The organism is Azoarcus sp. KH32C (assembly GCF_000349945.1).
In the GTDB taxonomy this organism is placed as follows: Bacteria; Pseudomonadota; Gammaproteobacteria; order Burkholderiales; family Rhodocyclaceae; genus Aromatoleum.
This window is the reverse complement of record NC_020516.1, coordinates 4,694,353-4,706,131: the sequence shown is the minus strand read 5'-3', so window position 1 is coordinate 4,706,131 and position 11,779 is coordinate 4,694,353. Positions and strand designations below refer to the sequence as shown.

The 11,779-nt window shown below is 67.2% G+C and carries 10 protein-coding genes; 6 read left to right on the top strand and 4 right to left on the bottom strand.

Features of this window, described 5'->3' with window-relative positions; translation table 11 throughout:
- The first annotated feature begins 6 nt into the window (after nt 1-6).
- The 6 genes from AZKH_RS21145 to AZKH_RS21120 all read left to right on the top strand — a co-directional run bounded on the left by AZKH_RS21145 (nt 7) and on the right by AZKH_RS21120 (nt 7,231).
- Nucleotides 7-414 (top strand): acyl-CoA thioesterase, encoded by a 408-nt coding sequence (locus AZKH_RS21145; protein WP_015437844.1) that lies wholly within the window; start codon nt 7-9, stop codon nt 412-414.
- 137 nt (nt 415-551) lie between these two features.
- Nucleotides 552-1,859: an OmpP1/FadL family transporter gene (locus tag AZKH_RS21140; protein WP_015437843.1), complete on the top strand. Its 1,308-nt coding sequence runs from the start codon at nt 552-554 to the stop codon at nt 1,857-1,859.
- Between the two features lie 153 nt (nt 1,860-2,012).
- Nucleotides 2,013-4,394: a 3-hydroxyacyl-CoA dehydrogenase/enoyl-CoA hydratase family protein gene (locus AZKH_RS21135; protein ID WP_015437842.1), complete on the top strand. Its 2,382-nt coding sequence runs from the start codon at nt 2,013-2,015 to the stop codon at nt 4,392-4,394.
- A gap of 25 nt (nt 4,395-4,419) precedes the next feature.
- Nucleotides 4,420-5,619 (top strand): acetyl-CoA C-acyltransferase, encoded by a 1,200-nt coding sequence (locus tag AZKH_RS21130; RefSeq protein ID WP_015437841.1) that lies wholly within the window; start codon nt 4,420-4,422, stop codon nt 5,617-5,619.
- 259 nt (nt 5,620-5,878) lie between these two features.
- Nucleotides 5,879-6,409 (top strand): DUF4442 domain-containing protein, encoded by a 531-nt coding sequence (locus AZKH_RS21125; RefSeq protein WP_015437839.1) that lies wholly within the window; start codon nt 5,879-5,881, stop codon nt 6,407-6,409.
- Nucleotides 6,410-6,430: 21 nt separating this feature from the next.
- Nucleotides 6,431-7,231 (top strand): enoyl-CoA hydratase/isomerase family protein, encoded by an 801-nt coding sequence (locus AZKH_RS21120; protein ID WP_015437838.1) that lies wholly within the window; start codon nt 6,431-6,433, stop codon nt 7,229-7,231.
- 2 nt (nt 7,232-7,233) lie between these two features.
- On the opposite strand, the gene AZKH_RS21115 is transcribed toward AZKH_RS21120, so the two are convergent.
- The 4 genes from AZKH_RS21115 to AZKH_RS21100 are packed head-to-tail and all read right to left on the bottom strand — an operon-like array spanning nt 7,234 to nt 11,768.
- The gene (locus tag AZKH_RS21115; protein WP_015437837.1) at nt 7,234-8,130 is read right to left on the bottom strand and encodes a pirin family protein; all 897 of its coding nucleotides are present in this window, start codon (nt 8,128-8,130) and stop codon (nt 7,234-7,236) included.
- A 4-nt stretch (nt 8,131-8,134) separates the two neighbouring features.
- On the bottom strand, nt 8,135-8,707 hold the full coding sequence (locus tag AZKH_RS21110) for a cysteine dioxygenase family protein (protein WP_015437836.1): 573 nt from the start codon (nt 8,705-8,707) through the stop codon (nt 8,135-8,137).
- 16 nt (nt 8,708-8,723) lie between these two features.
- Nucleotides 8,724-10,220: a c-type cytochrome gene (locus AZKH_RS21105; RefSeq protein WP_015437835.1), complete on the bottom strand. Its 1,497-nt coding sequence runs from the start codon at nt 10,218-10,220 to the stop codon at nt 8,724-8,726.
- Nucleotides 10,221-10,235: 15 nt separating this feature from the next.
- On the bottom strand, nt 10,236-11,768 hold the full coding sequence (locus AZKH_RS21100) for a hypothetical protein (protein ID WP_015437834.1): 1,533 nt from the start codon (nt 11,766-11,768) through the stop codon (nt 10,236-10,238).
- Between the last annotated feature and the right edge of the window lie 11 nt (nt 11,769-11,779).

Genomic DNA, 11,779 nt, shown 5'->3' with positions numbered 1-11,779 from the left:
GACACAATGTCCGAAGCCGAAGAAATCCCCGTGAAACTCCCCGAGCACAAGCAGCCTGCGCTGCGCGTGATGCCGATGCCGGCCGACGTGAACCCCGCCGGCGACGTGTTCGGCGGCTGGATCATGTCGATGGTCGACATCGCCGGCGCGATTCCCGCGCACCGCCGCGCGCGCTGCCGCGTCGCGACGGTCGCGGTGAATGCCTTCACCTTCAAGCAGCCGGTGTCGGTCGGCGATCTTGTAAGTTTTTATGCCGAGGTCGTGTCGATCGGCCGCACTTCAATCACTGTGGACGTCGAGGTATACGCCGAACGCGACCCCGAGAACCCGGTGGTCGTGAAGGTGACCGAGGCGACGCTGACCTACGTCGCGCTCGACGACAAGGGACGCAAACGCCCGATTCCGGAGGCGTGAAACCCTCAGGCAATCGACATATGTAAAGATGCGGTCTTCGAGGCGCCGAAGGCCGCCGCAGGACCCGGACTGCCGCTGGATGGGCCGGGATAATTCGCGCCGACGATGCACACTCAATGCATGAGGAGACTAGAGGTATGAACAAGACCACGATTGCCCGCCTGCTTCCGTTCGCCCTGCTGGCGATGGCCTCCGGCTCAGCTTCGGCCGCGGGTTTCCAGCTGCTCGAACAGAACGCGAGCGGCATCGGCAACGCCTACGCCGGTTCAGCGGCCGTGGCGGAGAATGCGAGCACGATCTACTTCAACCCGGCAGGGATGACGCAGTTGAAGGAGCGGGAGATTTCGGTCGGCGTGGCCGCGGTCAAGCCGAGCTTCGAGTTCAAGAACAAGGGCAGCACCATCCTGAACGCGCCGGCGATCCCGACCACCGGCGGGGACGGCGGCGACGCCGGCTCCTGGGGCGTGATCCCGAACGGCTACCTGTCGTGGGCGCTGACCAAGGACCTCTACGCTGGCGTCGGCTTCGGCGCACCCTTCGGGCTGGTCACCGAGTACGACGACGACTGGGTGGGCCGCGCGCAGGCGCTGAAGTTCGATCTCAAGACCTTCAACGTCAACCCGTCGGTCGCCTATCGCATCAACGACAAGGTCTCGATCGGCGCCGGCGTCAGCTGGCAGCGACTGGAGGCGACCTACACGCGGATCGCGACCGTGCTGCCGACGGCGCTGACCGGCATTCCCGGGCTGAACGCGACGAAGGCCAAGCTCGACGTCGATTCCGACGCCTGGGGCTGGAACGTCGGCGCGCTGTTCACGCTGAACCCGACGATGAAGCTCGGCCTGTCCTATCGTTCCAGCGTCGAGCATCACGCCGAGGGCGACATCACCGCGACGGGCCCGAATGCGCTGGTCAATGCGGCCAATTCGAGCAAGGCGAAGGTCGACGTCGAACTGCCCGACACCTTCATCGTCAGCGTGTCGCAGAAGCTCGACGAGCGCTGGGAGATGCTCGGCGACATCTCGCGCACCGGCTGGAGCAGCATCAAGAAGCTCGATATCAGGCGCACTTCCGGCCCGGGCGCCGGCACGACCGCGCAGACGCTCGACACTGACTTCCGCGACACCTGGCGCGTCGCGCTGGGCATGAACTACCAGCTCAACGATGCGTGGAAGCTGAAGTTCGGCTTCGCGTGGGACCAGACGCCGGTGAAGGACAAGGATACCCGTCTCGTGTCGCTGCCGGACAACGACCGCACCTGGCTCACCTTCGGCGGCCAGTGGAAGGTCAGCAAGAGCAATACGCTGGATCTGGGTGTCGCCTATCTCTACTTGCCGGACACGAAGATCGACAACGACCAGACCGCCGCCGGCCGTGGCCGTGTGAGGGGCGAGTACGACTCGAACGTCTGGATCCTTGGCGCACAGTACTCGATGGCGTTCTGATCCGCGCATCGCACCGCGGGCGGCGTTCGACGGGATGCCGCCCGCCTTGCCGGCAAATGCCGGTTTGATCCGCTAAAAAGAAAGGGGAGTGCCCGGGGCGGTGTTCGTTTCGGGATTATGACAAATGATTGATCCGGAAACCGGAGGATTGGCATGAGCAATTTCATCATCCGCAAGGTCGCTGTGCTCGGCGCGGGCGTGATGGGGGCGCAGATCGCCGCCCATTGCGCGAACGCCGACGTGCCGGTGCTGCTGTTCGACCTGCCGGCCAAGGAAGGCAAGCCGAACGCGATCGTCGACAAGGCCGTCGCCGGCCTGAAGAAACTCGACCCCGCGCCGCTCGCAACCAAGGAGCGCGCGGGCTTCATCGACGCGGCGAACTACGGCAGCGATCTCGAAAAGCTGCGCGACTGCGATCTGATCATCGAGGCGATCGCCGAGAAGACGGAGTGGAAGCTCGACCTGTACCAGAAGGTCGCGCCCTTCATCCGCCCGGACGCGATCTTCGCGTCGAACACTTCGGGGCTGTCGATCAATGCCCTCGCCGAAGGCATGCCCGCAGCGCTGCGCGGCCGCTTCTGCGGCATCCACTTCTTCAACCCGCCGCGCTACATGTCGCTCGTCGAGCTGATCGCGACGCGCGACACCGACGCGGCGATGCTCGATGCGCTCGAAGGCTGGCTGACGACGCGGCTCGGCAAGTCGATCGTGCGCGCGAAGGACACGCCGAACTTCGTCGCGAACCGCGTCGGCGTGTTCTCGATCCTCGCGGTGATGCACCACACGGCGCGGCTCGGGCTGGGCTTCGACGAGGTCGACGGCCTGACCGGGCCGCTGATCGGCCGTCCGAAGAGCGCGACCTACCGCACCGCAGACGTCGTCGGCCTCGACACGCTCGCGCATGTGATCGGCACGATGCAGGCGACGCTGGCCGACGATCCGTGGCACGCGCACTTCAAATCGCCGGACTGGTTGCAGGCCCTGATCGCGAAGGGCGCGTTGGGTCAGAAAACGCGTGCGGGGATCTACCGCAAGGAAGGCAAGCAGATCCAGGTGCTGGACCTGAAGACGCAGGGCTACCGCCTGAGTGCGGGAGATGTGGTGTCGGAGGTCGAGAGCATCCTGAAGACGAAGGATCCGGTCGAGCGCTTCGCGCTGCTCGCGGCGAGCGAACTGCCGGAGTCGCAGTTCCTGTGGTCCGTCTTCCGCGACGTCTTCCACTACTGCGCGGTGCATCTGGGCGACATCGCCGACAACGCGCGCGACATCGATCTCGCGATGCGCTGGGGCTTCGGCTGGTCGCAGGGTCCGTTCGAGACCTGGCAGGCGGCGGGCTGGGCGGACATCGCGGCGCTGATCAAGCTCGACATCGACCATGGCCGGGCGATGGCCAAGGTACCGCTCCCGGCGTGGGTCTTCGAGCGCGGCGGCGTGCATGAGGCGGCCGGTTCGTATTCCGCGACGACCAATTCGTTGAAGCCGCGTTCGACGCTGCCGGTCTATAAGCGCCAGCTCTACCCCGAGCAGGTCTTGGGCGAAGCGCCGTCCGATCGCGGCGAGACGCTGTGGGAGAACGAAGGCGTTCGCCTCTGGACGCGCCCCGACCAGGACGCGCGGATCGGCATCCTATCCTTCAAGTCGAAGCAGCATGCGATCGGCGACGAGGTGCTCGACGGCCTGCTGGAAGCGGTCGCGCGTGCCGAGCGGGATCTCGACGGCGTCGTGCTGTGGCATCCGGTACCCTTCGCGGTCGGCGCGAACCTGTACCAGGCCGTCGAAGCCTGCAAGGCGGGGCAGTTCGACATGCTGGAGCGCACGGTCGCGAAGTTCCAGCGTGCGTCGATGACCTTGAAGCACGCGCAGGTGCCGGTCGTCGCGGCGATCCAGGGCCTCGCGCTGGGCGGCGGATGCGAGTTCGCGATGCATTCGGCGCACCGCGTGCTGGCGCTGGAGAGCTACGTCGGCTTGGTCGAAGCGGGCGTCGGCCTGATCCCGGCGGGCGGCGGCAGCAAGGAGCTGGCGCTGCAGGCGCACTACATGGCGCAGAAGGCGGCGGGCGGGGACGTGTTCCCGTACATCCAGCAGAGCTTCCAGACGGTGGCGATGGCGACCGTCGCGAAGAGCGCGCTGGAGGCCGTGCAGCTCGGCTTCGCGAAGCCCTCGGACGACATCCTGTTCCATCCACAGGAGCTCCTGTACGTCGGCATCCGGCGGGCGCGGGCGCTCGCCGAATCCGGCTACCGGCCGCCGCTGGTGCAGCGCGCGGTGACGGTCGCGGGCCGCAACGGCATCGCGACCTGCGAGCTGATGCTGGTGAACATGGCCGAGGGCGGTTTCATCTCGGCCTACGACTACAAGGTCGCGAAGGCCGCGGCGACCGCCTTGTGCGGCGGCGAGGTGGAGACGAATTCGCGGGTGTCCGAGGAGTGGATTCTCGATGTGGAGCGCGCGCTCTTCGTCGATCTGCTGAAGCAGGAGAAGACGCAGCAGCGCATCGCGCACACGCTCGAAACCGGCAAGCCCCTTAGAAATTAACCTCGGAACTGATGAGGAAAATGCGATGAGCAAACAGATTCAGGAAGCCTACATCGTCGCCGCGACGCGCACGCCGGTCGCGAAGCGGAACGGCATGTTCCGCAGCGTGCGGCCGGACGACATGCTGGCGCATGTGTTGTCGGCGGTGGTGGCAAAGGTGCCGGGGCTGGAAAAGCATGAGATCGGCGACGTGATCGTCGGCTGCGCGATGCCGGAGGCCGAGCAGGGCATGAACGTCGCGCGCATCGGCCTGCTGCTGGCGGGCCTGCCCGATACGGTGCCGGGGATCACGATCAACCGCTTCTGCTCGTCCGGGCTGCAGGCGGTCGCGGACGCCGCCGCGCGTATCCGGCTGGGCGAGGCGGACGTGATGCTCGCCGCGGGCACCGAGTCGATGAGCGCGATGCCTCAGATCATGGGCAACAAGGTGAGCCTGAACCCCGCGATCTTCGCGAAGCACGAGAACATCGGCATTGCCTACGGCATGGGGCTGACGGCGGAAAATGTGGCGCAGCAGTGGAAGGTGAGCCGCGAGGACCAGGATGCGTTCGCGCTGCAGTCGAACCAGCGCGCGTGCGCGGCGATCGCGGCGGGTTACTTCCATGACGAGATCAGCCCGTACACGGTGCGCACGCATGTGCCGGGCGAGGGCGGGACGGTGCGCGTCGTCGAGCGTGTCGCGGACACCGACGAGGGGCCGCGTGCCGACGCGTCGCTGGAGGCACTGGGCAAGTTGAAGCCGGTGTTCGCGGCGCGAGGGGCGGTGACGGCGGGCAATAGTTCGCAGATGTCGGATGGCGCGGGCGCGGTGCTCTTGATGAGCGAGGCGGCAATCAAGCGTTACGGCGTGACGCCGATCGCGCGCTTCGTGAGTTACGCGGTCGCCGGCGTGCCGCCGCAGATCATGGGCATCGGGCCGATCGAGGCGATTCCGCGGGCGCTGAAGGCGGGGGGCATCGCGCAGGGCGAGCTCGACTGGATCGAGCTCAACGAGGCCTTTGCGGCGCAAGCGTTGGCGGTGATCGGCCAACTCGGGCTCGACCCGGCGGCGGTCAATCCGCTCGGCGGCGCGATTGCATTGGGGCATCCGCTCGGGGCGACCGGGGCGATCCGCACCGCGACGCTGATAAGCGCGATGCGGCGGGATGCGAATCTGCGTTACGGGATGATCTCGATGTGCATCGGGACTGGGATGGGGGCGGCGGGGGTGTTTGAGCGGGTTTGACGTTTGTTTTGTTCGGGGCCGTCGAGTGCGGCGGGTGGGCAGAAGCAGGACTGGAGGTCGTGGCCTTCGGCTTCCCTCGGCCCGGCCGTGCGCCGGGGCGGCGACGCAAACTCGCCCTTCGGGCTCAGACATGCGTCGCCTTGTTTCCCCGTCGCACACCCGGCCCTCGGCACGACCCGACAGTCCTGCTTCTGCCCACCCGCCGCACCCGCGGGATGAGCGGTCGGGGGGCCGGATAGAAGCATAGAATTCTGGAATCATGCGCCCTAAGATCCTCGACCGTATTCCGCCACGCTTTCGCGCGGCGCTGTTGCGGATCGGATTCAACCTCTATCCCTCCTACCGCGCGACCGGCGGCCGGGTCGTCCACGTGTCGAAAGACCTGAAGACGATCCGCGTGATGCTGCGCCATTCGTGGCGGACGGTGAATCCGGCAGGCGCCTTGTTCGGCGGGGCGCTGTATGCGGCGGCGGACCCGATGTTCGCGATGCTGCTCGCCCTGCAGTTGGGCGACGACGTGATCGTGTGGGACAAGGCGGGGCAGATCCGTTATCGGCGGCCGGGGCGCAGCCATCTCTTCGCGGATTTTCACGTCACGGACGAGGACATCGAGGCGGTGCGCAAGGCGCTGCAGGAGGAGGGCGAGACCGAACGCACCTTCCACGTGGTGCTGAGAGACCGCCACGGCGAGCCGCATGTCGAGCTGGAAAAAACCGTCTATGTTGCGACGAAGGCATACTACAAGGCCAAGATCGAACAGCGCGGCGCCGACAAGGGGCGCACCGGATAGAAAATAAGGAGACCATCCGCCATGGCCAATACCGTATTGCTCGAAGTCGCGAACCGCGTCGCGACGCTCACGTTGAATCGTCCCGAACAGCTCAACGCCCTGTCGACGCCGATGATGGAGGACCTGCTGACGGAAGTGCGCCGGTTGCGCGACCTGAAGGACGTCGATGTCGTCGTGGTGACGGGGGCTGGCGACCACTTCATGGCCGGTGGCGACCTGAAGGATTTCTCGACGCAATTGCACCTCGGCCCGCAGGCGCGCCTGGTGGCCTTCCGGGCGCTCATCGAGAAGTACATCAATCCCTCGGTGGAGATCCTGCAGGCGCTGCCCCAGCCCGTGATTGCGAAGGTGCGCGGTGCCTGCGCGGGTTTCGGGCTGTCGATGATGCTGGGCTGCGACCTCGTGGTGTGCGCGGACAACACGAAGTTCACGACGGCCTATTCGGCGATCGGCCTGCCGGCAGACGGCGGTATGACCTACTTCCTGCCGCGCGTGGTCGGTGCGCGCAAGGCGATGGAACTGATGCTGCTCGCGGATCGCTTCGACGCGGCAGAGGCGCAGCGCCTGAACCTCGTCAATCGCGTGGTGCCGCTGGCGGAGCTGGACGCCGAGACCGACAAGCTGGTCGCGCGCCTGCAGTCCGGGCCGCGTTTCGCCTACGGCGAGATCAAGCGCCTGCTCGCGGCCTCGCACGATCAAAAGCTCGAATCGCAGCTGCAGAGCGAAGCCGAGGCCTTCGGCCGCTGCGGCGGTACCGAGGATTTTGCCGAAGGGGTGACAGCCTTCCTCGCGAAGCGCAAGCCGGAGTTCCGGGGCGCATAAGCTCACTGCGGCAGCGGGATTCGTTCCGTTTCGCCCGGCACCGGCGCGAAGTGTTCGCTGCGCCACGCTTCCTTGGCTTCTTCGATGCGTTCGCGCGAACTCGACACGAAGTTCCACCAGACGAAGCGCGGGCCGTCGAGCGGTTCGCCGCCGAGCAGCATCAGGCGCGTCGGCGCGGCGGCGGTGAGGACGATGTCGGCGCCGCGGCGGAAGACGACGAGCTGGCCCGCCGGGTAGAGCGTGCCGTCGATCGTGAGCGAGCCTTCGACGATGTAGGCCGCGCGTTCCTCATGCTCGGGCGGCACCTGCACCTGCTGCCCGGAGTCGAGCGCGACGTCGGCATAGAAGAGCGGCGAGCGCGTCGCGGCGGGGGAGCGGACGCCGAAGGCTTCGCCGGCGATCACGCGGATGCGCAGCCCGCCGTCTTCGAGGACCGGCAGCTCGTGCGCGCCGTGGTGGGCGAAGTCGGGCGCGCATTCCTCGTCACTTAGCGGTAGCGCGACCCAGGCCTGCAGGCCGGAGAGCGCAGGGCCCGCGGGGCGGAGTGCAACGGGGCTGCGTTCGGAATGGACGATGCCGCTGCCGGCGGTCATCCAGTTGAGTTCGCCGGGGCGGATCGGCTGCACGCTGCCGAGGCTGTCGCGGTGCAGGATCTCGCCGTCGAAGAGATAGGTGACGGTCGCCAGCCCGATGTGCGGGTGCGGGCGGACGTCGAGGCCGGTGCCGGGCTGGAGTTTCACCGGGCCCATCTGGTCGAGGAAGACGAAGGGGCCGACCATCCGCTTCTGGGCCGAGGGCAGCGCACGCAACACCGTGAAGCCGCCGCCGAGGTCGCTCGCACGGGGCACGACGATGGTTTCGATGCCGGCGCCCGGCATGACTTCGGTGTCTGGCTTCATGGTCTCACTCCGTGGCGAGCTTCAGCAGGAAGGGGGTTTCGCGGCGCGCTTCGAGGTCGAACTGCGAGCGCCCGGTGTAGTTGATGTGGCGACCGTAGATGTGCAGCGACAGCGAGGGGTGGTTCGTGTCGTTGCGCACGCTGTGGATCACGCCGGTCGACATCGTCAGCACTTCGCCCGGGCCGAAGACGCGCTTGGCGGTGAATTCGAGCTCAGCGTAGCCCGGCTGGCTGCGGTCGTCCAGGCGGCGATAGAAGTCGTTGCGTTCGAGCCCGTCGACGCCGGCGACGACGCCCCAGGTACCATGGTCGTGCGGGGGCGTGCCGCGGTGCGGCAGCCAGCTGACGGCGAGGATCGCGAGCGAGTGGTCCGGCTCCTCGTGCAGGCCATAGACGCCGAAGCCCTGTTCGGCGTCGGGGTAGTTCATGCGTTCCTCGAACCAGCTGTTGCGCGCCAGCGCCGCCCGGCGCGCCAAGGGGCGGATCGCGGCGAGCAGCTCGCGTTCGTCGGCGATCTCGGCGCACAGCCGGCGCAGGTCGGCCGCCAGGGCGGCGATCCCATAGAGCTCGGGCTCCATCGCTTCTCCTGTCGCATCACAGGGTTTTCAGATACTCCACCAGCGCGTCCTTGTCCGCGCCGGAGAGATCGGTCCCGTACAGGTGTCCGCCGTTGCCGTTGCCGCGCAACTGCGTGTCGTAGCGCGTGCCGACGCGTTCGGCTTCCGGCCCTTGGGTGACGAAACCGACCTTCTCCTGATCATAGACGTCGTAGCCGCGAAGGAATTCGACCGGGCGGCGCGCGGGTGGTTCGAGCAGATCGCGCAGCGTCGGCACCGAGCCATTGTGCAGGTAGGGCGCGCGCAGCCAGATGCCGTCGAGGAACTGGATGACATAGCCGTCGAGCGTCTCCTCGACGAGGCCCTTGCGCTCAATGCCCATCGCGCGCACGACGCGGTTGGCTTCGATCGCGGCGGCCTTGTTCCAGCTGTCGAGGCGGCTGCGGTCGGTGCCGATCTCGGCGAGCGGCAGTCGGGTGCCGGTGCGGTCGGAGGCGTGGCATTCCGCGCAGTGCGCGTCGAAGACCGCCTTGCCGGCTGCGGCGCGGTCGGCGTCGATCGGGAACGGGTACTTCGGCGCCGGCAGCTTGCCAAGGTAGTCGTGCATCCAGGCGACCTGACGGAGGAAATCTTGGCGGTCGTGCGGGGCGGCGCCGAGCACGCCGAGCGCGGAGTCGATGATCACCGAGCGGGCGTCGTGGCTGTCGCCGGCGAAGTTCATCACGTGGCCCTTCTCGGGCTGGTACTTGTTCAGGTTCCACAGCGAGGGCATGTCGGTCGGGCCGAAGCTGTCGTCCATCGGCGCCTTGATCATGAAGTACTTCGTCAGGTTCATCGCGTCGTCGCGCCCACGCCCCCAGTCGGGGAAGTCCTTGCGGTAGATCCACGCGAATTGGGCTTCGCGTTCGAGCAGTCGCTTCTTCGTCATCGGGATGATCAGAAAGCGGTAGGCGAGGCGGTCGAGCCAGTCGAGTTCGGTGACGAGCTCGATCTCGCGCAGCAGGATGTCGGGCGTGAAGCGCGGGTCCTTCGCGCAGTCGATCAGGTAGCGGAAGAAGGCTTCGAGGTTGAGCGTGTGGCCGGGGCCGGCAATGATGTAGGTGGGGTTCTCGTCGGGGCGGCTGCGGTAGCTCGCGGTGTGGCAGGCGGCGCAGGTGTTGGCGACGCGCGGAAAGCCGATGGTCTTCTTCGTGAAGCCGATCGGCAGCTCATACCCCTGTTCCCACGCGACGCCGAGCGACGCATAGCCGCCGGGGCCGGGGAGCTTTTCGGGGAAGATGCGCGGCAGCACGTAGAAGATCCAGTAGGGGATGCCGGCGTCGTGCTCGGCTCCGATCGAGCCGTACTTGAAGCGCATCTCGGGCGTCGCCGTCACCCACGCGGGTTGCGCCTCCTCGCGGAAGAAGCGGTACCAGCTGACGAAGGCGAGCGCGGCGCCGGCTGCGATGAGCAGCGTCAGCGCGAGCCATAGCCAGCGGTGTTTTGGCGGCGCCAGCGGGTCGATCTCGAGCTCGTTCACTTTCGCGGCTTGCATCGGGCGCCCCTCGCGTCAGAAGGTCTTCAGGAATTCGACCAGCGCGGTCTTCTCGTCGGGCGGAAGTTCCGTCCCGTAGGCCTTGCCCTCGTGGCCGGCGTTGCCGTTGCCTTCGACAGTGGTGTCGAAGCGGAAGTACTTGCGCGTGCCTTCCTCGCACACGTCGGCGACGAAGCCGAGCCTGTCGCGGTCGATGACGTCGTAGCCGCGGCAGAAGTTCTTCGGACGATTCGCGGCCGGTTCGAGCAGGTCGCGCACGGTCGGCACCGAGCCGTTGTGGAGGTAGGGCCCGCGCAGCCACAGGCCGTCGAGCGGCAGGTTGGCGTAGCCGAAGGTCTTGCGGAAGCCGGTGAAGCGCCATGGGTAGCCGGCGTAGACCGAGCCGAGGTTCTGCGCGAGCTCGGGCGTGAAGGAGTCGAGGCGGTGGCGGTCGGTGCCGATGTCGGCGAGCGGCGTGACGTGGCCGACGTAGGTGCCGTGAAAATTCTGGCCACTGGCGCCGTGGCAGTCGGCGCAGTATTCGGCGTAGACGGGGGCGCCCTGCGCGGCGAGCGCGTCGTCGATCGGGTAGGGGTATTTCGGCGGCGCCGCATCGAGCAGCCATTCTTCGATGCGGCCGATCGCGACGAGGTCGATCGTCGGCGGCGTCGTGCCGGTGCCGAAGGCGGCGTTCTTGTTGCGCTCTTCGGACTTGGTGTTGTTGCCGTCCCAGTGCAGCTGCATCGGCTGGCCGTCGTCGCGCATCTTGCGCTTGCGTTGCTCCCAGATCGACGGGAAATCGGTCGTGCCGATGCGCTCGGCCGCCGACAGCCGGTCGGACGGGAAGTTGAACAGCGCCTTCGATGAGTTGAAGGTGTCGACCCGGCCCGGTCCCCAGGCCGGCTGCGGCAGCGTCCACTTGAAGCGCTCGCGCAGCATCAGCAGACGGTCGCGCATCAAGGCGATCGCGACCGGGTAGACGAGGTAGCGGTCCAGCAGTCCGAGCTTGCCGGCCTGGGCGTCGATCTCCGGGATGATGGTGTCGGCGCTGAACTTCGCGTCGGCGGCGCAGTTGAAGAAGAAGTTCTCGAAGGCCATCAGGTTGAGCTGGTGGGCGGGCATGCCGAGGTAGAGCTGCGGCTCGGACGCGGGCGTGTCGCGCACGGTGCCGCTGTGGCAGACGGCGCAGTTGAGGAAGACGCGGTCGAGGCCGAGGTTGCGCCGCATCGACACGCCGACGGGAAGCGTGCGGCCGCGCTCGTAGATCATGCCGAGCGAGGCGTAGCCCTCGCCGGGCAGGTATTGCGCGCAGACCTTGGGCAGCACCTGCCAGATCCAGTACGGGAAGCCCGAGTTGCGCTCGCCGCCGGTCGAGCCGTACATGAAGTGGCGCTCGATGTCCGGGTAGCTCACCGGCTCGTCGGCCGAGAAGCGCACGTAGAGCGCGACCGCGGCGGTTGCCGGGACGAGCAGCAGCGCGGCGAGGATCAGGAGGGCGTTGCAGCACCAGCGCTTTGGGGGAGGCGCCGGAGGGTCGGCGGGCTGGGGGGGCGAACGGCGCACGGTCATCTTCGCACTCC